Origin of the sequence: Cupriavidus lacunae, from assembly GCF_003353055.1 — a bacterium.
Classification (GTDB): Bacteria; Pseudomonadota; Gammaproteobacteria; order Burkholderiales; family Burkholderiaceae; genus Cupriavidus; species Cupriavidus lacunae.
This window is the reverse complement of sequence record NZ_QKWJ01000041.1, coordinates 41898-62328: the sequence shown is the minus strand read 5'-3', so window position 1 is coordinate 62328 and position 20431 is coordinate 41898. Positions and strand designations below refer to the sequence as shown.

Here is a 20431-nt window from a genome sequence, read left to right as displayed (position 1 = left end):
CTGGCGCGCGTTGTCCGCGTTCTGGCGCACCGTGCTGGTCAGCTCTTCCATGCTCGAAGCGGTCTGCTCCAGCGACGCCGCCTGCTGCTCGGTCCGTTGCGACAGGTCGTTATTGCCCGCGGCCACCTGGTGCGTCGCCGTCGAGATGCTGGCCATGCCTTCCTGGATCTCATGCACCACCGACAGCAGGCTGCGCTGCATGGTCTGCATGGCCTGCGCCAGTGCGCCGATCTCGTCCGCGCTGCGTTGCTCGAAGCGCGTGGTCAGGTCGCCCGCGCCCATGCGCAGCGCAAAGTCCAGCATGTCGCGCACCGGCCGGTTCACGCGCGCCAGCAGCATGGTGCCGGCCGCGAACGAGGACGCCAGCGCCAGCGCAAAGCCGCCCCACAGCCACGGGCGCAGTGCGGCCGTGCCTGCTCCGCCCAATGCCTCCACGGCAACGAGCGCGGCCAGGAACCACACCAGGCCGCCGGCCTGCGCCCACAGGATGCGGCGCTTCAGGTTCAGGCGCAGCAGGCCCTGCACCATGCCGCGCAGTCCGGTGCGCACCACGGCGCCGTGGCGGATCGCCAGCCCGTCAGCGCGGCCGGCCCGGAATCTGGCATAGGCGGCGCCGGCGGCTTCCACCTGCTCGCGCGTCGCCATCGAGCGCACTGAGGTATAGCCAACCACGCGGCCATCGACGCGCGTTGGCGTCACGGTCGCATTGACCCAGTAGAAGTCGCCGTCCTTGCGGCGGTTCTTGACCACGCCCATCCAGGTGCGACCGGCCTGCAGGTCCTGCCACAGGTCGGCAAACGCCTCGGGCGGCATGTCGGGGTGGCGCACCAGGTTATGCGGCGCGCCCAGCAGTTCCTCCGCCGCAAAGCCGCTGGCCTCGATAAAGGTGCGGTTGGCAAAGGTGATACGGCCCTTGAGGTCCGTGCGCGAGATCAGGTAGTCCGATGGGGAGAGCTTGTACTCGCGCTGCGTAACGGGTTGGTTGTTTCGCATCAATGACAGTACTGCGTGCCCGTGGCGCGGCAATATGCGCGGCACCCGGGCGTTGTTCGGTCCGGCAGGCGTGGAGCGCCCACCGGACGGCTTTGGCGGAGCCGCGGGATCAGGACACCGCTTCCAGCGCGGCCAGTTCTTCGGTGTTGAGCAGCTTCTCGATGTCGACCAGGATCAGCATGCGCTGCTCGACCGAGCCCAGCCCGCGGATATAGTCGGTCGCCACCTCGCCGGTGAAGTGCGGCGTGGGCTTGATCTGCGCGGCGGTCAGCGTCAGTACGTCGGAGACGCCGTCCACCACGATGCCGGTGGTGCGGTCGTTGAGGTCGACGATGATCACGACCGTGTACTGGTCATAGCTGACATTCGGCTGGCGGAACTTGATGCGCAGGTCGATGATCGGCACGATGATGCCGCGCAGGTTGATCACGCCTTTGATGTAGTCCGGTGCGTTGGCAATCTGGGTGACCGACTCGTAGCCGCGGATCTCCTGCACCTTCAGGATATCGACGCCGTATTCCTCCCGGCCCAGCGTAAAGGCCAGGAACTCCTCTACCGTGCCGTCTGCCTTGTCGATGTGCTTCATCGTCTAGCCCCCAATTTGGCTCATGCTGATTTGCTGGCGCTGCGGCGGCCGAAGGCCGCTGGCTGGCACCGGGGCATGACTTCGCCCACCAGTGTTTACGGCAGGAATCGGGGTGACTGAAGGGCGACGCGGGGCCTTCCTTACCCTTCGAAGGTAGGGTGCGCCGGTGGCAGCAGCGCGGTCACCGCCTGCATCAGCTCGTCGGGATCGAAGGGCTTGGGCAGGAAGCCCGAGGCGCCGGCGGCGCGGGCCTGTTCGCGGATGCTGCCGTCCTGCTCGGTGGTCAGCATCAGGATGGGAATGCGCGCATAGCGCTCGGTCGCGCGCAGGCTGCGGATCAGCGTAAGGCCATCCATGCCGGGCATGACCTGGTCCGTCACCAGCATGCCGAAGCTGGCGCCGGCGGCCAGCGCGTGCGCCTGGTCGCCGTCGGCGGCCTCGGTCACGTCAAACCCTCCCGCGCGCAGGCAGGCGCCGATCATGCGGCGTAGCGAGGGGGAATCGTCGACGACGAGGATGCTGGGCGATGACATGGGCGCCTCCGGTTTTAAGGGACTTGGTTGATTCGACTGGAAGATGGGTAGCATGGGCGGCGCAGTCGGCGGCCGGCTGCCGGCGCGTCGCATATGTGGGCAGGGTGCCAGAGTGGTTATCGGATGGGTTTAGCGGGAACTTTATGGTTATTGGGCATGTGGCCATGCGGTTGGTTTTCGCTCTTGGCGGGCGTCGGCTGTTTCGCCGGTTTAGCCGGCGGGGCTTCCTGCTTGTTGGGTTGGTTATGTAGGTCGGGTTCGATGTTGTCGTAGGTTTGACCGCCTGGTTCCGCCCTGCTGGGCGGGTCACTTTTTGTCCGAGCGACAAAAAGTAACCAAAAAACGCGTCGCCTCTGGCGGCTGGCCACCAATTTGGTGGTGGGGGTGGTTCGGGCGGCGGTGCTTGCCGTTTGGCGTGGTTGGCCGTTCGGGCCTGCTACGCACCGTGTCTGTGCCCACATCGACGGACTATTGGACGAACCCGACTTTAGGCGGTTGGCAGCCTGCTAACTACCGCGTCGGTGGGACGCCTTCGGCTGCGCTTCGCGCCGGCCCTAACGTGGCAGGCGGACGACCACGTCCTGATTTGCGCTCTTTTTTTGGGGCCCGGAATCCCGACCGCGCCGTGCGAGCGCAGCGACGCACTCCGTGCCAGTGCCTTCGACCTACGATACTGAGTGCGCGTAGCGCAGCCGTAGGCGTCCTACCGATGACCTCGTTAGCAGGCTGCCAATAGCCTAAAGTCGGGTTCGTCCAATAGTCCGTCGACGTAGGCACCCGACAGGGTGCGTAGCAGGCTCGAACCACCAACCCCATCGAACGGAAATCACCACCGCCCGAACCACCAACACCGTGGAATGGATGGCCAGCCGCCTGAGGCGACGCGTTTTTTGGTTACTTTTTGTCGCTCGGACAAAAAGTGACCCGCCCAGCAGGGCGGAACCAGGCCGTCAAACCTACGACAACATCGAACCCGACCAACCACCAAAGAACCAAACTTCAACCGCCATCACCCACCCCCCTGCTCCCGCAAAGCCTCAACAAAACCCGCAGCATCCAGCGGCAGCGACAGCAGGTAGCCCTGCACCTCGTCGCACCCCATTTCATTAAGGATCTCCAGCTGCGAGACCGACTCCACGCCCTCGGCCACCACTTTCATGCGCAGCTCGTGCGCCAGCGCCACCATCGAGCCGACGATGGCGCGGCCCTGCGCATCGGTATCGAGCCCGCCGATCAGCGTGCGGTCGATCTTGAGCGTGCCCACGCGCAGGCGCTTGAGGTAGCCCAGGCTCGAATAGCCGCTGCCGAAATCATCCAGCGCCACCTGGATGCCGAGCGACTGCAGCTCGGCCAGCGTCTCCAGCGACTTGCCGATGTCCTTCATCGCCGCGGTCTCGGTGATCTCCAGCGTGATCGCCGACGGCGGGATGTCATGCTGGTGGATCTGCTCCAGCAGGTATTGCGGGAAATTGCGGCTGGCAAAGCGCAGCCCCGAGACATTGATCGCCACCGGCACGGTCGGCACGCCGGCGTCGCGCCACTGGCGCACCTGGCGGCAAACGCTGGTCAGCACCCAGTCGTCGAGCTTGTCGATCTGGCCGGACTGCTCGGCCACGGCGATGAACTCGGCGGGGCTGACCTGGCCCAGCGCGGGATGGCGCCAGCGGCACAGCGCTTCGGCGCCGACCAGGGTGCGGCGGCGCGCGTCGTACTTGGGCTGGAACTGCAGTGACAGCGTATCGTCCTGGATCGCCAGCCACAAGTCGCGCCGGATCACCCGGGTGCGGCGGGCACGTTCGCCGGCGGCGCTGTTGAACAGGCGCACCTGGTTCGAGCCGCTCTGGCGGGCTTCGGCCAGGCTGACGCGGGCGGCCTGCATCAGGGCCTCTGAGGTCTGCGCGTCGCGCGGATAGATGGCGATGCCGATATTCACGCCGATCTGCATCTGCAGGCCGCGCGCGGCAATGAACTCCGCCAGCGAGCCCAGCATGCGCGAACCCAGTTCCTGCGCGCGGCCATGGTGCACCAGTTCGGGCACGCCCACGGCAAACTCGTCGCGCGCCAGTCGCGCCAGGAAGTCGTGTGGCTCCAGCACGGCCTGCGCCAGCGCGCCGGCGTCCTGGGCCAGGATGTCGTCGGCGCGGATCTCGAAGACCTCGTCGACCTCACGGTAATCGGCAATATGGATCAGCAGCACGGCGCAGCCGGTCTCGGCCAGCCGTGCCTGCGCCATCGCCTGGTCCAGCCAGCGGCCGAACGCCACGCGGTCAGGCATCACCGTCGCCACGCTGTACTCGCCGACCGTGTCCTGCCCACGCGCGGTGGCGCGCACGGTCAGGCGGCCCGGGCGGCCAGGAATGCGGGCGCCGCGACGCGGCGGCCGCGGCTCGGCGGTGCGGTGCAGGCCGGGAAGGTCGTCGGCAAGGTCATCGGCCAGGCCCGCGTCACCGCGCACCGGCGCCGGCAGCCAGCCGCGCGCCTGCGCCCGGTGGATGGCCAACAGCAGCGCGCACAGCGCGGTCAGCCCGCCAGCCAGCCAAGCTGGGTGCGGCAGGCCGGCGGCATTGAGGCAATCGCGCGCGCTGACCGTGCCCGCGCCGCACGACCGGCCCAGATGCGTGCCGGCGGCGGCCACCAGCCCGGCGCCGGCCACGACCGCCATGATCGCCGCGCCGCGCCACAAGCGCGTGCCCTGGCGCAGCCATTGGACCAGCAGCTTGGCCGCCGTGGTGGCCGCCGCCGCGGCGGCAAAGCTCGCCACCAGCTGTGCCGAGTCGTTGACGGCCGGCACGCTGCCCGACAGCGCCACCACCAACACGGGCAGGCTGATTGTCAGCTGCGACAGCAGCGCGGCTGACCAGGTCAGCACACGCAGCGAGCGGCCGCCGGCTGACTGGTCCGCGCGCCCGGCGCGGACGCCAAGGGCGGCGGCCACGCCCAGCAGGGCAGCCAGCAGCAACAGGACGGAACTCAGGGCAATCATTAGGCTGCGCGATGATGAAAAGAATGCGCGAAGAAGGTCAGGACGCGGGACAAACCCCGCATCATGGCATCTTGCAGTCGCCGTGTGAACAAGACAATGGCTCGGACGTGGGGTTAGAACGCGCTCCAGTCGTCATCGGCCCCGGCTGCGGCCAGCGCCGGCCGGGCTGCCGGCCTGGTTGCCGACTTGGTGGACGACTTGGTTGCCGATCCTGCCGCGGCCGGGCGAACCCCTTCGGCACGCGGCGCGGCAGGGGCCGCGGGCAGCGGCGCGGCAGGGGCCGCGGGCAGCGCCGCAGCCGCAGCCGCCGTCACCGTGCTACGTACCGCCGTGGTACGCGCGGCACGGCCAGCGACTGCTGCCCCGGATCTGGCCGGCGCCATTGCCGGAACCGCTCCCGCGCCAGCGCCCACGGTGAACACCGAGACCACGTTCTTGAGCTTCTGCGCCTGTTCTTCCAGCGCACCGGCAGCGGCGGCAGCCTCCTCGACCAGGGCGGCGTTCTGCTGCGTCACCTCGTCCATCTGGGTCACGGCCTGGTTGACCTGCTCGATGCCGCTGGTCTGTTCCTGCGACGCGGCGCCGATCTCGTTCATGATGTCCGTCACGCGGCGCACGGCCTGGACGATCTCGCCCATGGTCTGGCCGGCTTCGGCCACCAGCCGGGTGCCGCTCTCCACGCGCTGGCCCGACTCGCTGATCAGCGCCTCGATCTCCTTGGCGGCCGAGGCCGAGCGCTGCGCCAGGCTGCGCACCTCGCCCGCCACCACGGCAAAGCCGCGCCCCTGCTCGCCGGCGCGCGCGGCTTCCACTGCGGCATTGAGCGCCAGGATATTGGTCTGGAAGGCAATGCCCTCGATCACGCTGATGATCTCCACCACCTTGCGCGAGGCACCGTTGATCTCGTTCATGGTGTCGACCACGCGGCCCACCACGTCGCCGCCCTTGAGCGCGATCTGCGAGGCCTCGCTCGCCAGCACGCCGGCCTGGCGCGCGTTGTCCGCGTTCTGGCGCACCACCGTGGTCAGCTCTTCCATGCTGGCTGCGGTCTGCTCCAGCGACGAGGCCTGTTCCTCGGTGCGCTGCGACAGGTCCAGGTTGCCGGTCGAAATCTGCTGCGTCGCCGACGCCATCGAATCGGCACCGGTGCGCACTTCGGCAACGATGCCCGACAGGCTCGACTGCATCGCGGCCAGCGCCTGCATCATGCGGCCGATCTCGTTCTTCGAGATGCTGGTGATGCGCGAGGTCAGGTCGCCGCGGGCGATGCACTCAAAGACGGCCAGTGCCTCCTGCACGGGCGTGACGATGGCACGGTTCAGCGTGGCGGTGCATAGCACGGCAACCGCCAGGCCCAGCACGATCAGCACGATCGACAGCATGCGGATGCGGGCAAAGCCGGCCTGCGAAGCATCGAAGTTGGCCTGCGCGACCGTCATCTGGAATTTCTGCAGCTTCTCGTGCGCGCTCGACATGCTGCGCTGCAGGTCAGGCAGCACCGTCTTCGCCACCCGCACGGCCTCTTCCTGGTTGCCCGCCAGCGAGGCCGCCTGCAACGGCAGCACGCCCTGCTCCATGAAGGCCTGGCGCAGCCTGCCCAGTTCCGTGGCGAGCGCCTTTTCCTCGGCATTCTGCGGCAGGCTCATATAGCGCTTCCACGCAACCTCGGAGGCCTCCACGAACACCCTGGAACGGTCCACATTGACCTTGGGATCTTCCTGCTCGCCCTGCATCACGTTGCGGTCCAGCGCCAGGCGCATGCGCGTGGTGGCCAGCATCGCGTCACTGAGTGCAACGGCGGAGCCTAGCTGGTTGGCGTAAGTCTCCTTGAGTGCGTCATTGCTCTGCGAGATGCCGTGCAGGCCGGCGCCGCCAACCAGCAGCAGCAACAGCGACAGCATTCCCATGGCGCCCCGTAACAGGGTCTTGATCTGGATATTGTTGTGCAAGGACATGACGAAAGAAGACTTTGGCAATCCGCGGGACACACCCCTTGCCCCGGTCCGGCAGGATCGACACAAGATGATCCGCCCTGCCCGGATAACGGCGTACCCCCCTCATCCTTGAGCGGTCCCCGGCCGGGGCGGCCACAATTCGCCGGCGATCGCCGCCATGTCGGATATACGCCACGCGCGGACCGTGGTATGGCAGGAAACCCTAATACGGATTACCCAGCCAGATAATGGGGATTCGATTTCCCGGCAATAGCGTGGACCGCCCCGCGTAGTTCGAGTAAGACTGCACCAATTACGGGCCCGGGCCCTAGGCCGGTGCCGGCCAAGCCCGGCGGACCGCAAATCCACCGCGGACTGGAAGCGACACCAAAAGTTCACACAATTATCGGACCCAAGAATTTTCGCAAAAACCGGTCCGGATAACACCGCCAGGATTTGCAGCGGGCTGCGACCTCGTTATAATTGTTTTCAGCATTTTTACCCCCCGCACACCAGCGCAATTCACCCAATTCACCCACCGGAAACCGAGGACGCAATGGCGACGTATCAGGAAATCGTTCAGAAAATCAGTGAACTGCAGAAGCAAGCCGAGGAAATCAAGGCGCGTGAACAATCCGCCGTGATCGCGGATATTCGTGAGAAAATCGAGCAATATGGCCTGACCGCGGATGACCTCGGTTTTGGCGCCAAGGCACCAGCCGGCAAGAAGGCCGCCAACCGCAAGGTGCCGGTGCGCTATCGCGACAGCGCCGGCAATACCTGGACCGGCCGCGGCAAGCGTCCGGGCTGGCTGACCCAGGCCCTGGCCCAGGGTAAATCAGTCGAGGACTTCCTGATCCGCTGAAACGCGCGATCCGGCAGACGGCAAAACGCCACGGAATCCATCCGTGGCGTTTTTAATTTGCGGTACCGGTGCGCCCGGCCGGCCGTCAGGCCTCAAACCCCTGCGGGTTCATCGACTGCCAGCGCCAGGAGTCCTGGCACATGCGGTCGATATCATGCTGCGCGCGCCAGCCCAGCAACTGGCTGGCCAGCGCCGGATCGGCGTAGCAAGCGGCGATATCGCCGGGGCGCCGCGCCACAATTTCATGCGGCACTGGCTTGCCGCTGGCACGCTGGTAGGCCTGTAGCACTTCCAGCACGCTGTAGCCACGGCCCGTGCCCAGATTCACGGTCAGGCCCCGGCCCTGCTCGCGCAGATAGCCCAGCGCCGCCAGGTGGCCATCGGCCAGGTCGCAGACATGGATATAGTCGCGCACGCCGGTACCGTCCACCGTCGGGTAATCGCCGCCGAAAACCATCAGCTTTTCACGGCGCCCGCCCGCCACCTGCGCCACATAGGGCATCAGGTTGTTCGGGATGCCGCGCGGATCTTCGCCGATCAGCCCGCTCTCATGCGCGCCGACCGGATTGAAATAACGCAGGTAGGCAATGCGCCATTCCGGATCCGATTTTTCCAGGTCGCGCAGGATTTGCTCCCCCATCAGCTTGGTCTGGCCATACGGATTGGTGGCCGACAGCGGGAAATCCTCCAGGATCGGCACGGCATGCGGATTGCCATAAACCGTAGCCGAAGAGCTGAACACCAGTTGTTTCACCCCGGCCGCGTTCATTGCCGCGCAGACCGTCAGCAGGCCATCCAGGTTGTTGCTGTAATACTCCAGCGGCTGCTTCACAGATTCGCCCACTGCCTTGAGTGCGGCAAAATGAATCACCGCGCTGATGCGGTGTTCGGCAAAGAGCCGGTCGAGCAGCGCGCGGTCGCGTACGTCGCCCTGCACAAAATGCGGGCTCTGGCCGGTAATGGTGGCCAGCCGGCCGACCACCGCCGGACTGCTGTTGCACAGATTATCCAGGCCGATCACGTGATAGCCGGCATTGAGCAGCGCAACCCAGGTATGCGAGGCGATATAGCCGGTGGCACCGGTCAGGAGCAAGGTTTCAGGCATGGAAAAAGGCGTTGTGGATTCGATTCAGCGATTAAAGGCCGGGCCTGGCCGGTTCAGATGCTTCGGCAAACAGGGTCAACACCACTTGCCGCCCCGCCGGCCGCGCGAAGCTGCCTATTATCCACGATGTGCAACGGCGGCCAGCCAAGTGGCGTGCGTGACGTCAGAGGCGCACGGCCGCCTCGACCACCAGCCCCGCCCGCTGCTGCCAGGCTTCGTAGGCGGCGCGCAGCCGCCAGCCCGATTCCAGGTCGCGCATGCCCAGGCACTGGGCCACCTCGGCCGGTGCCGTGCCGGCCTCGAAATGCATGGCCGCGCAGGTATTGCGCAGCGTCTGCGGCGACGCGCGCTCGCAGCGCCCGGCCAGCACGCCGGCCTCGTCCAGCAGGATCTCCACGCGCCGGTAGACCGAGGCGGCATGCATCGGCCGCCCTGCCGGCATCGCCGGGAACACCAGGCTGCCGAGCGTGCCCGAGGCTTCGCGCAGCGCCAGCCAGGCCCGCAGCGGCGCATGGGCCAGCGGGAACAGCGGCACGGTATAGGCGCGGCCGTTGTCCGCGCGCACCATGCGCAGCGCCATCCGGCCGGGGGCGCCATCCTCGATCACATCGACCCGCAGCGCCCGGGCTTCCGCGACCTTCAGCCCGCCACCGAGCAGCACGGCCAGCAGCGCCGCGTCGCGCGCGCGCTTCCATTGCGTGGGCGACGCCGCGCCGCCCGCATCCCCCGCCGGCAGTCCGGCGGGGCCGAGGATGCGTGCCACCAGCAGGTCGCGCTCGCCGGGCAGCAGGAACGCGGTGGGATCGTTCTCGCCCTCGGCCAGGTGGGCGCGCACCGCCTGGCTGCCCGGGTTGTGCATGCCCTCGCGCAGCCGGGAAAGATGGTGGAACACCCGTTCGATCAGCCGCGTATAGCGATATCGGTGCGATTTATGCAGCTGCTGCGCATCCAGGAATTCTCCGATCTGCTCGGCCGACCAGCTCAGCGGCGGCAGGCCGCGTTCTGCCGACCAGCGCAGCAGCTTGCCCCACATGGCGCGGTAGACCACGCTGGTGCCGTGGCGAAAGCCATGCTGCGCCAGCCAGCCGTCGAACGCGCGCTCCGGGTGGTCGCGCCAGGCGGCCAGGTCGGCATCGAACAAGGCCGCCTGTTCAAGATGGGCGGCGCTGGGCTTAGTGATCACTGACTCTCCTGCGTTAGGCCGGCGGTCCGGGGGGCAATCCCGCCTATTGTAGACAACGCGTCACTGCGCGACAGGTGGGAGCGGGCATGCCTTGCATGGTGCCGCGGAGCGTGCTACCTTTCGATTCACTATGCAACTGGTTGCATAAACCGCGATACGAGACAACCAGAGCAGACGCCCGCGCACCGACGCCAGCCCAGGAGACCCCGTGACCAGCACCGCCAACCTGATTCCCGCCGCCCAGGCGTCGCTCGACGCCTGGCACCAAATGATCGCCACGCATTCCATGGCCGGGTTCGATGCCATCGTGGCCGATGAAGTGGTGTTCCGCTCGCCGGTCGCGCACACCCCGTATCCCGGCCGCGCCGCGATCGCGCTGGTGCTGACCACGGTGAACCAGGTGTTCCAGGACTTCCGCTATCACCGCAGTTTTGTCAGCGACGATGGCCATAGCGTGGTGCTGGAATTCAGCGCCGCCGTGGATGGCAAGGCGCTCAAGGGCATCGACATGATCCGCTTCGACGACGCCGGCCGTATTGCCGAGTTCGAAGTCATGGTGCGCCCGCGCTCCGGCCTGGAGGCGCTGGCCGCCGCCATGGGCGCGCGCCTGGCCAGCCAGAAGGACGTACTGACCGGCGCGGCCTGAGGTCTGCTTCGCATCAGCGCTTTCGTTTTCCCCGCATTCGCTTCACCGAACCACCCCGAATTACCCAGGAGACTTCACCCATGGCCCTTCCCGCCCAACTCCAGAACCGGCTGTCGCTGCCGGTGGTCTGCTCGCCGCTGTTCATCATTTCCAACCCCGACCTGGTCATCGCCCAGTGCAAGGCCGGCGTGGTGGGTTCGTTCCCCGCGTTGAATGCGCGCCCGGCGCCCAAGCTGGAGGAATGGCTGGACCGCATCACCACCGAGCTGGCCGAGCACGACGCCAGGCACCCCGACCGCCCGTCGGCGCCGTTCGCGGTCAACCAGATCGTGCACAAGTCCAACGACCGCCTCGAGCATGACCTGGAGCTGTGCGTGCGCTACAAGGTGCCCATCGTGATCACCTCGCTGGGCGCGCGCAAGGAAGTCAATGACGCGGTGCACTCGTACGGCGGCATCGTGCTGCATGACGTGATCAACAACGCCTTCGCGCGCAAGGCCATCGAGAAGGGTGCGGACGGGCTGGTGGCGGTTGCCGCCGGTGCCGGCGGCCATGCCGGCACGCTGTCGCCGTTCGCGCTGCTGCACGAGATCCGCGAATGGTTCGACGGCCCGCTGCTGTTGTCGGGCGCGATCTCCAGCGGCGACGCCATCCTGGCCGCGCAGGCCGCCGGCGCCGACCTGGCCTATATCGGTTCGGCCTTTATCGCCACGCAGGAAGCCAATGCGCAGGACGGCTACAAGCAGATGATCGTCGACAGCAGCGCCAACGACATCGTTTACTCCAACCTGTTCACGGGCGTGCACGGCAACTACCTGCGCGGCAGCATCGAGCGCGCCGGGCTGGACCCGATCGCGCTGCCCGAATCCGATCCGTCGAAGATGAACTTCGGCTCGACCAGCGTGAAGGCGTGGAAGGACATCTGGGGCGCCGGCCAGGGCGTGGGCGCAATCAAGCGCGTGGTGCCCGCGGGCGAGCTGGTGCGCCGCTTTGCCGAGGAATATGCGCTGGCGCGCCGCCGCCTGGGCCTGGGCGAAGCCAAGCAGGCCGGCACGCGTGCCGTCGATCTGGCCTGACACAGCCAGTCGTTCGCCTGCCAGGCGGTAGCCGCCCACCCATGCGCGGCGCGGCTACAGCAGCGGCAGCAGTTCCTCGCCCCAGGCCACCCAATCGTTCTCGAAGCGGATACCGCGCTGCAGCAGCGCATAGCGCAGCCGTTGCGCGCGGTCCATGTCGGGCGCCGAGAAATCGCGCCGTTCGATGGCAAGGTAAGTCTCCAGCCGCCCCCGGTGCAGCGCAATCAGCCGCCGCATCTCGTCACCCAGGCCAAGCGGCCCGATCACTGCATCGGCGCGCAGCTTGACCAGGATCTCCTCGCGCTGGTCCAGTCCGGCGCCCGGCGCCAGCACCCAGCGCGCCAGTTCGTCGCGCCCGGCCGGCAGCACCCGGTAGACCTTCTTGCGGTTCCTGCGGTCCGCGGAGCCCTCGCCTTCGGCCTCGCTCTCGTCGGCCGCAATCCAGCCGTTGTCCGCCATGCGCCCCAGTTCGCGATAGATCTGCTGGTGCGTGGCATGCCAGAAATAGCCGATGGAACGGTCAAAGCGCCGTGCCAGGTCGTAGCCGGACGATGGCTTTTCGATCAGGGAGATCAACAAGGCGTGCTGGGTCGACATGCGTCTGGGCAGGGCCCGCGGGGGCGGTTATGGTTTTGGGGCGGGTAGGGTTGGTGGCCGGCGTGGCACGCATGCGCACCGGGGACCGCACTTCAAAAAACTGGCGCTATGGTAGCGCAATGCCGGACTGGCGCCGCCGCCGCCGCGGTTCTTCCCTTGCCCTGCCACGGCTCTCAAACCATCTATTCGTCAAATTTGCCAGTTTCGAAATTTCCTCGCAACCAGAATTAAAAAACGCTGAATGGCATTTTCGCTCCGGGTGCCATACATTCCATACATTGAAACCAGTGCGAGCAATACGATCCGCCCCCGGCCGCACCATGCAGCAACCCTGGAGTGTGTCCATGACCGGAAGAACCCTGCTTGCCGAAGATCGCGACGTGGCCTGGGAAGCCGACGCCGGCGAACGCCCGCTCGGCTTCCTGCCGCCAATGCGCGACAAGGCGCCTGTCTATTACCGGCTGCCCGATACCCCTGACGGGCACCATATCAAGGAATACGCCAGCGGCCTGCGCCAGCTGGTGCGCTTTGTCGGCGTCGAAGAACAGGTCGTCAAGTACAGCCTGGGCTGACCAGGCACGAATCGTTTTCCTGTGGTTGTCTCCTCCGGCCCCGATCCTGCGGGCAGGGACTTGAACCCGCGACCTTCGCGGGTTTTTTCTTGGCCCTCCACCCCCCCGGCCTGTCTTTGCGCCACGTGGCTGCTCAATTACATACAATCCGGCTCTGGAATCGTCACTACGGTCGCATTGCTGGAATATGCATACGGTACTTGTCCTGGGCGGTTATGGTTTTTTTGGCGCGCGCATCAGCCAGGCGCTGGCGCAAAATCATCAAATCCGCTTGTTGATTGCCGGACGCGACGGTCATCGCGCGCGCGCGTTCGCCCGCGAGCTTGGACTTGCGGCGGAGCAAGGCCTTGCCCTTGACGCTCGCGCCCCGTCGCTCGCGCAGCGCCTGGGAGAATCAGGCGTCGATACCGTCGTTCATACCGCCGGTCCCTTCCAGGGACAGGACTACGCGGTGGCAAACGCTGCCATTTCCGCAGGGGCAAACTATATCGACCTGGCGGATGGCCGCGACTTCGTCAACGGCATTGGGTGCCTCGATCAGGCCGCTCGGGATCAGGGTGTGTTTGTGACCAGCGGGGCAAGCTCATTGCCCGCGCTTTCGTCGGCCGTGGTTGATCGATACCTGAAGCAGTTCGGCCGGCTCAAGTCGATTCGCCATGGCATCGGCTCCGGCGCACGATCGCCCGGCGTGGCCACCATGCGAGGGGTGTTCGGGTACTGTGGCAAGGCCTTTTCCAGACTGGAAGACGGCCGGTGGCAATTCACCCACGGCTGGCTGGACCTTCGGCGCCATCGCTTTCCCGCACCAGTCGGCCCGCGCTTGCTCGGCAGCTGCGACGTGCCGGACCTGGTTCTGTTCCCACGGCGCTATCCGACTGTGCAAACCGTGACGTTCCACGCCGGCTTCGCCAGTGCCGCCGGTCACTTGTTCGTCTGGGCCGCCTCGCAGCTGGTCCGGCTGCGCCTGATTCCCGGGCTCACCCCGCTGGTCCGTCCGCTGCATCGAATCAGCCGATGGCTGGAGCCCCTGGTCAGCGACAAGGGTGGCATGTTCGTTTCGATGGAGGGGCTTGCTCATGACGGCACACCGCTTCGGATCGACTGGCATCTCGTTGCGGCGCAGAATCACGGGCCGCATATTCCCTGCGGCGCCTCCATTGCCCTGGCGACAAAGCTGGCGCGGGGAGAAAAGCCACCCTGCGGCGCGACGCCTTGCGTCGGCATCCTGTCGGTAGAGGAATACCTGGACGCCCTGCAGGGATTCGACGTGCGGGAGGTTCAGGCATGAGTGGCTACCTGCTGATCAAGTGGCTGCATGTCCTGAGTTCCACGGCACTGTTTGGCACGGGCATTGGCATCGCCTTCTTTAAATGGATGGCAGACCGCAGCGCGGATGTGCGGGCGATCCGCATCACCACGGAGCGTACCGTGCTTGCCGACTGGATCTTCACCACGCCAGCCGTCATCGTGCAGCCGGTCACAGGCTTTGCCATGGCGTACTACGCCGGCTACCCGATGCTTGGCGGATGGATCGCCTGTGCAAGCTGCCTGTACCTGCTTGCCGGGGCCTGCTGGCTGCCGGTGGTCTGGCTCCAGCTACGCATGCGCGATCTCGCCAGGACCGCCGATGCCAGCGGCACGCCGCTTCCTGCTCTGTACTGGGTCTATGCGCGCCTCTGGTTCTGGCTTGGCATTCCGGCATTCACGGCACTGCTGGCGGTGTTCTGGCTGATGGTCAGCAAGCCGAGCTTTGCCTGAGGCGCAAGCGCCAGGCCGGCACGCGGACGCCGCGGCAGCGCCTGCCTCAGAGCTGCGGCGCACGGCAGGCCGCGCCGTCCGGGTTGGCCGATTCCGCCATGCCGAACACCGCCCTGGCGCCGCATTGCGAACCGAACATGCGTGCCTGGTCGTGGCCCACGCCCACCACTTCATACGCCCGGTGCCGCATCACCAGCCCGGGGCTGGCCAGGTAGCGCTCATAGCGCAGGTAACCGCGGGCGCGCTGCAGCCGCGTCGCGCCTTCGGCCTCGGCGCCGCACGCCTTGTCCAGCACGCGGTGATTGGGGTCGTTGTCGTCGGTGCCGGCCAGGTAGGTCACCTGCCGGGCGGCATAGCGCCGGTACAGCGACAGGCCGTTGGTCCCCTTCGCGTATGGCACGATGTCCTGCATGCCGTAGCGGTACTTGTCGTAGTCAGGGCAGACCGCCTTGTCGTACGGCGCGAACGAGCGGCCGTCCGCGCCAGCCGGGCGCACCGGCGTGAAATACAGGTAGGACGAGGGATTGGCCACCACATAGCGCAGGTCAATGCCGCGTGCGCGGACGCGCTCGTCGACATTGTTCAGCACGGCATAGCGGTGCACGATCTGCGCGCCGCCCGAATGCCCGGCCACGGTCACCCTGGCCACCTGGGGCAGTCGCGTCTTGTCGGTGACAAAGGCTGCAGGTCGTCCAGTACCTGCAGCGAACTGATCCGGAACGGCGCGTTGACTGCATTCTCACCACTCAGCCAGCCCTGCACCGACCACTGCGGCATGCCGTCAAAGCCCTTGCCATGGTCAGGCGTACCGGGGAAGTTGGGCGCGATCAGCAGCACTTCGTCAGGATTGCGGCCGCTGGCCTTGAGCAGTGCCGCGCCGGCGGCGAAGTACTCATCGCCGTCGCGCTGCAGGCCGTGCTGCACGAACACCACCTCGCGGATGCGCGACAGGTCGGCGTCGAGCGGATGGTTGGCGTAGACCGGGAAGTCGTAGCCCGCGCCCGCGCCCAGGTGCACGCGCTGCCAGTGCGGCTTCGCCTGTGCCGGTTTGGCCGCCGCTTCTGCCGGTCTGGCGGCGGCAGGCGTGTCCGGTGCGCTGGCGCAACCGGCAAGCACGGCCATGGCGATGGCGGCACCGGCCAAAGCCCGGCATGGTTTGCTTGGCGCAACGAGAGCGATGGCTTGCAGCATGAGGAAGCGACTCCTGTGGGAAAGTTTGCCGGCGACGGACACGGGCGCCGGCACCGGCCAAAGCCCGGCATGGTTTGCTTGGCGCAACGAGAGCGATGGCTTGCAGCATGAGGAAGCGACTCCTGTGGGAAAGTTTGCCGGCGACGGACACGGGCGCGCGCCCCGGTCAGCCCAGGCGCCTGACCAGGGCCGCCACGTCCGGCCAGGTCACGCGGCGGACCAGGACCCGCAGGTCCGGGCCGTGGAAATCATCCTCGAACGCCTCGGATTCCTCGCCGCCCAGCCGCTGGTAGAACGCGCGCGCCTGCGTATTGGCTTCCAGCACGTAGAGGAACAGCGGCCGCCCGGGCCAGTGCGCGGCGACGCGCTGCGCGCAGTGGGCCAGCAAGCGCTTGCCCAGGCCCTGGCCGTGGAAGGCGGGCAAGACGTGGAGGTTGTCGAGATAGATGCCGAATCGCGGTTCCGCCTCGGGCAGCAGGCACGCAAAGCCGGCGGCTTCGCCGTCGACCATGGCCAGCGTGACCTCCGCCGGGCCATCCACGCCATCGTGCATGCGGGCGCGCCAGGCCGCCAGCCGTTCCGGGTAGGCCTGATCCCGCAGGTAGTCGGCCGGCAGCATGCCGGGATAGGTGTGCTGCCAGCTGGCGGCGTGCATGGCCGCGAGCCGGTCAGCATCGGCAGCAGTGGCGGGGATCAGCGCAAGATCAGGCATGATGAGCGGCAGCGGTCGGCCCTGGCGCAGCGCCGGCAAGGTGTCGGGGAGCGACCATTGTGCCGCCGCATGCCAGGGCTTGCAAAGCGTAGCGGCAGGGATTCGCGGCACGCCGGACCTCCCGCGCAAGCCACGTGCAACACTTCCAGCGCCGGGAACGACGGTTGCAGGACCCTGCACAATGGCCCGGTGCAACCAGGAGGGAGCCCTATGTATATGGTCTACTGGTCCGAAGCCGACGGCACCGGGCTCAGTCCCCACGCGCAGTCATTCCCCAGCGACGCCATGGGTGAGGCATTGCGCTTTACCGAAGCGCTGCGCCAGCGCCAGCACGCGGGCGAGCCGGTGAGCTTCGTCACGCTGTGTTCGGAGAATCCCAACGCGGTGGGGCGGGCCGGGGCGGCGGATCCGCCGCCCGACTACGAGTGGAAGAAGAGGCGGCCCTGAAGCCACCTCGGGCGCTCAGGCACGCGCCACCGCGGGCCGCAGCGCGGCGCGCACGACGAAGGCCATCAGCACCGCAAACACCAGCATCACCGCCAGGAAGTACAGGCCGGCAGCGAGGCTGCCCGTGGCGTCCTTAATCACGCCAATGCCATACGGCCCGAAATAGCCGCCGAGATTGGCCAGCGAATTGATGGTGGCGATGCCCACCGCGGCGCTGGCGCCCGTCAGGAACTCGCCAGGCAGCGCCCACACCACCGCCTGGATCGAATAGATCGAGAAGGCCGTCAGGCAGATAAACAGGAACTGCAGCACCGGCGACTGCACCCACGCGCTCAGCGCCATGGTCACCGCCGCCATGCCGGACACCACCACGATATGGCCATAGCGCTCGCGCTTGCGGTCCGAATGACGCGGCACCAGGTAAAGTCCGACCACCGCGAACAGGTAGGGCACCGCCGACAGCAGCCCGGTCATGGCATCGGTGACGCCGAACTGCTTGATGATGGTCGGCAGCCACAGCGACAGTCCGTAGATGCTCAGCGGGAATGGCAGGAACAGCAGCGACAGCAGCAGCACGCGCTTATCCCTGAGCGCCTGCAGCGGGTTGCCGTGGGACTTGAGCGCGAAGGTGGCCTGGTCCGCGGCCAGTTCGCGTTCGATCCAGGCGCGGTCGGCCGGCGCCAGCCACGCGGCACCGGCCGGCGACTCAGGCAGCAGCTTCAGCGTCGGCAGGCACAGCAGCACCGCGGGCAGGCCGCTCAGCACGAACAGCGTCTGCCAGTTGTTCATGCCGAACAGGCCATGGGTCGACAGCACCAGCCCCGCGAGCGGACCCGTAATGATCAGTGCGATCGGCTGCGCCAGTACCAGCAGGCCGATGATGCGCGCGCGGTGCCGCATCGGGAACCACTTGGTAAGGAAGTAAAGGATGCCAGGGTATAGCCCCGCCTCGGCCGCGCCCAGCAGGAAGCGCAGCGCATAGAAGCTGTGGGGGCCGCTGGTCAGCGCCATCGCCATGGTGATGACACCCCACGTGAGCAGGATGCGCGCAAACCAGCGGCGTGCGCCAAAGCGCTCCAGCGCGAGGTTGCTCGGTACTTCGCACAGGAAGTAGCCGATGAAGAACAGTCCCGCGCCCAGGCCGTAGGCCGCATCGCTGATGCCGATGGCCGCGTTCATATGCAGCTTGGCGAAGCCCACCACGGAGCGGTCGATATACGCGACCACGTAGATCAGCGCGAGGAACGGGATCAGCCGGCGCACCAGCATGCCGATGATGCGGCTTTCCTCCATCGCTTGTGAATGTTCACCCTGTGTCGGGGCGGCGCGCTCGATCGGCGCGGTCTGGGTGCCATGCATGGCAAGTCTCCTCTTATTGTGGCAGGCAGGATCGCGCCGGCTGCGCGGTGGCAGCCGGCGCCGTGGTTCAGTGCGAGTGGCGCGGCACCTCGCGGCCGCGGCAGCCCACCAGGAAGTCGAGGTCGCAGCCCTCGTCCGCCTGCAGTACGTGGTTGACGTAGAGCTTGCGATAGCCGCCGTCGGCAGGCGCCTGCAGCGGCTGCACGTCGGCCATGCGGCGCGCGAACTCGGCCTCATCGATATCCAGGTGCAGGCGCCCGGCTTCGCAGTCGAGCTCGATCCAGTCGCCGTCGCGCACGATCGCCAGCGGGCCGCCGGCGGCGGCCTCGGGCGCCACGTGCAGCACCACCGTGCCGTAGGCGGTGCCGCTCATGCGCGCATCGGAGATGCGCACCATGTCCTTGACGCCCTGGCGCAGCAGCTTGGGCGGCAGACCCATGTTGCCGACCTCGGCCATGCCGGGGTAGCCGCGCGGGCCGCAGCGCTTGAGCACCAGCACCGAGTTCTCGTCGACGTCGAGCGCTTCATCGACGATGCGTTCCTTGTAGTGCTCCAGGTTCTCGAATACCACCGCGCGGCCGCGATGGCGCAGCAACTTCGGCGTGGCCGCCGAAGGCTTAAGCACGGCACCGCGCGGCGACAGGTTGCCGCGCAGGATGCGGATGCTGCCGTCGCGGATCAGCGGCTGGTCCAGCGGGCGGATCACTTCATCGTTGGTGATCGGCGCGTCCCTGACGTTGTCCCAGATCGCCTTGCCGTTGACGGTCAGCGCCCCGGGGTGCGGCAGCAAGCCCGCCTCGCCCATACGGCGCAGCACCGCCGGCAGGCCGCCCGCATAATAGAACTCTTCCATCAGGAAGCGGCCCGACGGCATCAGGTCGACGATGGTCGGCGTGTCGCGCCCCACCTTGCTCCAGTCTTCCAGTTCCAGCGGCACGCCGATGCGGCCCGCGATCGCCTTCAGGTGGATCACCGCGTTGGTGGAGCCGCCGATCGCGGCGTTGACCCGGATTGCGTTCTCGAAGGCCTGGCGCGTCAGGATCTTCGACAGCGTCAGGTCCTCGCGTGCCATCTCGACGATGCGGCTGCCGGACATGTGGGCCAGCACGTAGCGGCGCGAGTCCACCGCGGGAATCGCGGCATTGTGCGGCAGCGAAGTCCCCAGCGCCTCGGCCATGCAGGCCATGGTCGAGGCCGTGCCCATGGTGTTGCAGGTGCCGGCCGAGCGCGACATGCCGGCCTCTGCCGACAGGAACTGGTGCAGGTTGATCTCGCCCGCCTTGAGCGATTCATGCAGCTGCCACACCGCGGTGCCCGAGCCGATGTCCTTGCCGTCGAGCTTGCCGTTGAGCATCGGCCCGCCGGTGACGACGATGGCCGGCACATTGCAACTGGCCGCGCCCATCAGCAACGCGGGCGTGGTCTTGTCGCAGCCGGTCAGCAGCACCACCGCGTCGATGGGGTTGCCGCGGATCGCTTCCTCGACGTCCATCGCGGCCAGGTTGCGCGTCAGCATCGCGGTCGGGCGCAGGTTGGATTCGCCGTTGGAGAAGACCGGGAACTCGACCGGGAAGCCACCGGCTTCATACACGCCGCGCTTGACGTGCTCGGCCAGCTTGCGGAAATGCGCATTGCAGGGCGTGAGTTCCGACCATGTATTGCAGATGCCGATCACGGGGCGACCGTCGAAGGCGTGGTCGGGGATGCCCTGGTTCTTCATCCAGCTGCGGTACATGAAGCCGTTCTTGTCCGCGCTGCCGAACCACGCCGTCGAGCGCAGCGGCTTGCGTTGCTTGTCCTTGGAATCCGACATGTTGTTCCAGATGCGATGGCCGCCATGGCTGGTGGCCGGAATGGCAGGGACGAGGGGTCCAGCGGCGTTGCGTCATGG

Annotated in this window: 18 protein-coding genes and 1 pseudogene; 7 read left to right on the top strand and 12 right to left on the bottom strand. The window is 67.0% G+C overall.

Going from position 1 to position 20431, the window contains the following annotated elements; all coding sequences use genetic code 11:
• The 5 genes from DN412_RS26165 to DN412_RS26145 form a co-directional block, all read right to left on the bottom strand.
• On the bottom strand, positions 1 to 993 hold a 993-nt coding region (locus tag DN412_RS26165), incomplete at its 3' end, for a methyl-accepting chemotaxis protein (protein WP_115214241.1).
• A 109-nt stretch (positions 994 to 1102) separates the two neighbouring features.
• Positions 1103 to 1579: a chemotaxis protein CheW gene (locus DN412_RS26160; RefSeq protein WP_078198976.1), complete on the bottom strand. Its 477-nt coding sequence runs from the start codon at positions 1577 to 1579 to the stop codon at positions 1103 to 1105.
• 140 nt (positions 1580 to 1719) lie between these two features.
• Positions 1720 to 2112, bottom strand: a complete 393-nt coding sequence (locus DN412_RS26155; protein WP_078198975.1) for a response regulator — start codon at positions 2110 to 2112, stop codon at positions 1720 to 1722.
• Positions 2113 to 3121: 1009 nt separating this feature from the next.
• Complete coding sequence (locus tag DN412_RS26150) at positions 3122 to 5095, bottom strand: putative bifunctional diguanylate cyclase/phosphodiesterase (protein WP_115214240.1); 1974 nt, start codon at positions 5093 to 5095, stop codon at positions 3122 to 3124.
• 113 nt (positions 5096 to 5208) lie between these two features.
• Positions 5209 to 7050 (bottom strand): methyl-accepting chemotaxis protein, encoded by a 1842-nt coding sequence (locus DN412_RS26145; RefSeq protein ID WP_115214239.1) that lies wholly within the window; start codon positions 7048 to 7050, stop codon positions 5209 to 5211.
• A gap of 535 nt (positions 7051 to 7585) precedes the next feature.
• On the opposite strand from DN412_RS26145, the gene DN412_RS26140 reads away from it, so the two are divergent.
• On the top strand, positions 7586 to 7894 hold the full coding sequence (locus DN412_RS26140) for an H-NS histone family protein (RefSeq protein WP_078198969.1): 309 nt from the start codon (positions 7586 to 7588) through the stop codon (positions 7892 to 7894).
• An 85-nt stretch (positions 7895 to 7979) separates the two neighbouring features.
• On the opposite strand, the gene galE is transcribed toward DN412_RS26140, so the two are convergent.
• Positions 7980 to 8999 carry a UDP-glucose 4-epimerase GalE gene (galE, locus tag DN412_RS26135; RefSeq protein WP_115214238.1) on the bottom strand — a complete coding sequence of 340 codons (1020 nt, stop codon included), beginning with the start codon at positions 8997 to 8999 and terminating at the stop codon, positions 7980 to 7982.
• A 163-nt stretch (positions 9000 to 9162) separates the two neighbouring features.
• Positions 9163 to 10182 (bottom strand): tyrosine-type recombinase/integrase, encoded by a 1020-nt coding sequence (locus DN412_RS26130; protein WP_115214237.1) that lies wholly within the window; start codon positions 10180 to 10182, stop codon positions 9163 to 9165.
• Positions 10183 to 10390: 208 nt separating this feature from the next.
• Here DN412_RS26130 and DN412_RS26125 point away from each other — a divergent pair, with 208 nt between their 5' ends.
• Complete coding sequence (locus DN412_RS26125; RefSeq protein WP_341868078.1) at positions 10391 to 10828, top strand: nuclear transport factor 2 family protein; 438 nt, start codon at positions 10391 to 10393, stop codon at positions 10826 to 10828.
• An 80-nt stretch (positions 10829 to 10908) separates the two neighbouring features.
• Entirely contained in the window at positions 10909 to 11904 is a 996-nt protein-coding gene (locus DN412_RS26120) for an NAD(P)H-dependent flavin oxidoreductase (protein WP_115214236.1), read from the top strand.
• A gap of 54 nt (positions 11905 to 11958) precedes the next feature.
• Here the strand turns inward: DN412_RS26120 and DN412_RS26115 are convergent, their stop codons facing one another.
• Positions 11959 to 12501, bottom strand: coding sequence for a PadR family transcriptional regulator (locus DN412_RS26115; RefSeq protein WP_115214235.1), 543 nt, complete (start codon positions 12499 to 12501; stop codon positions 11959 to 11961).
• Positions 12502 to 12845: 344 nt separating this feature from the next.
• On the opposite strand from DN412_RS26115, the gene DN412_RS26110 reads away from it, so the two are divergent.
• The 3 genes from DN412_RS26110 (at position 12846) to DN412_RS26100 (ending at position 14831) form a co-directional block, all read left to right on the top strand.
• Positions 12846 to 13073 (top strand): hypothetical protein, encoded by a 228-nt coding sequence (locus DN412_RS26110; RefSeq protein WP_078198964.1) that lies wholly within the window; start codon positions 12846 to 12848, stop codon positions 13071 to 13073.
• A 187-nt stretch (positions 13074 to 13260) separates the two neighbouring features.
• Positions 13261 to 14361: a saccharopine dehydrogenase family protein gene (locus tag DN412_RS26105; RefSeq protein ID WP_115214234.1), complete on the top strand. Its 1101-nt coding sequence runs from the start codon at positions 13261 to 13263 to the stop codon at positions 14359 to 14361.
• Positions 14358 to 14831: a DUF2269 family protein gene (locus DN412_RS26100; protein ID WP_115214233.1), complete on the top strand. Its 474-nt coding sequence runs from the start codon at positions 14358 to 14360 to the stop codon at positions 14829 to 14831. Before DN412_RS26105 ends, DN412_RS26100 begins: the two co-directional genes overlap by 4 nt.
• A gap of 46 nt (positions 14832 to 14877) precedes the next feature.
• On the opposite strand, the pseudogene DN412_RS26095 reads toward DN412_RS26100, so the two are convergent.
• Positions 14878 to 16022: pseudogene (locus DN412_RS26095) on the bottom strand (hypothetical protein).
• Positions 16023 to 16188: 166 nt separating this feature from the next.
• Complete coding sequence (locus DN412_RS26090; protein WP_115214244.1) at positions 16189 to 16734, bottom strand: GNAT family N-acetyltransferase; 546 nt, start codon at positions 16732 to 16734, stop codon at positions 16189 to 16191.
• Between the two features lie 210 nt (positions 16735 to 16944).
• Between DN412_RS26090 and DN412_RS26085 the strand changes: the two genes are divergently transcribed.
• Positions 16945 to 17181 carry a hypothetical protein gene (locus DN412_RS26085; protein WP_115214232.1) on the top strand — a complete coding sequence of 79 codons (237 nt, stop codon included), beginning with the start codon at positions 16945 to 16947 and terminating at the stop codon, positions 17179 to 17181.
• A 15-nt stretch (positions 17182 to 17196) separates the two neighbouring features.
• Here the strand turns inward: DN412_RS26085 and DN412_RS26080 are convergent, their stop codons facing one another.
• Both DN412_RS26080 and DN412_RS26075 read right to left on the bottom strand, forming a co-directional pair.
• A complete protein-coding gene (locus tag DN412_RS26080; protein WP_279635239.1) occupies positions 17197 to 18540 on the bottom strand; it encodes an MFS transporter in 1344 nt (447 codons plus the stop codon).
• 67 nt (positions 18541 to 18607) lie between these two features.
• Entirely contained in the window at positions 18608 to 20353 is a 1746-nt protein-coding gene (locus DN412_RS26075; RefSeq protein WP_115214231.1) for an IlvD/Edd family dehydratase, read from the bottom strand.
• Positions 20354 to 20431 lie beyond the last annotated feature (78 nt).

What these genes read in the sequence shown, in the direction of transcription:
- DN412_RS26160 (WP_078198976.1), bottom strand. Translation starts at nt 1,579, where the DNA reads ATGAAGCACATCGACAAGGCAGACGGCACGGTAGAGGAGTTCCTGGCC.
- DN412_RS26155 (WP_078198975.1), bottom strand. Translation starts at nt 2,112, where the DNA reads ATGTCATCGCCCAGCATCCTCGTCGTCGACGATTCCCCCTCGCTACGC.
- DN412_RS26150 (WP_115214240.1), bottom strand. Translation starts at nt 5,095, where the DNA reads ATGATTGCCCTGAGTTCCGTCCTGTTGCTGCTGGCTGCCCTGCTGGGC.
- DN412_RS26145 (WP_115214239.1), bottom strand. Translation starts at nt 7,050, where the DNA reads ATGTCCTTGCACAACAATATCCAGATCAAGACCCTGTTACGGGGCGCC.
- DN412_RS26140 (WP_078198969.1), top strand. Translation starts at nt 7,586, where the DNA reads ATGGCGACGTATCAGGAAATCGTTCAGAAAATCAGTGAACTGCAGAAG.
- galE (WP_115214238.1), bottom strand. Translation starts at nt 8,999, where the DNA reads ATGCCTGAAACCTTGCTCCTGACCGGTGCCACCGGCTATATCGCCTCG.
- DN412_RS26120 (WP_115214236.1), top strand. Translation starts at nt 10,909, where the DNA reads ATGGCCCTTCCCGCCCAACTCCAGAACCGGCTGTCGCTGCCGGTGGTC.
- DN412_RS26115 (WP_115214235.1), bottom strand. Translation starts at nt 12,501, where the DNA reads ATGTCGACCCAGCACGCCTTGTTGATCTCCCTGATCGAAAAGCCATCG.
- DN412_RS26110 (WP_078198964.1), top strand. Translation starts at nt 12,846, where the DNA reads ATGACCGGAAGAACCCTGCTTGCCGAAGATCGCGACGTGGCCTGGGAA.
- DN412_RS26105 (WP_115214234.1), top strand. Translation starts at nt 13,261, where the DNA reads ATGCATACGGTACTTGTCCTGGGCGGTTATGGTTTTTTTGGCGCGCGC.
- DN412_RS26100 (WP_115214233.1), top strand. Translation starts at nt 14,358, where the DNA reads ATGAGTGGCTACCTGCTGATCAAGTGGCTGCATGTCCTGAGTTCCACG.
- DN412_RS26090 (WP_115214244.1), bottom strand. Translation starts at nt 16,734, where the DNA reads ATGCCTGATCTTGCGCTGATCCCCGCCACTGCTGCCGATGCTGACCGG.
- DN412_RS26085 (WP_115214232.1), top strand. Translation starts at nt 16,945, where the DNA reads ATGTATATGGTCTACTGGTCCGAAGCCGACGGCACCGGGCTCAGTCCC.
- DN412_RS26080 (WP_279635239.1), bottom strand. Translation starts at nt 18,540, where the DNA reads ATGCATGGCACCCAGACCGCGCCGATCGAGCGCGCCGCCCCGACACAG.
- DN412_RS26075 (WP_115214231.1), bottom strand. Translation starts at nt 20,353, where the DNA reads ATGTCGGATTCCAAGGACAAGCAACGCAAGCCGCTGCGCTCGACGGCG.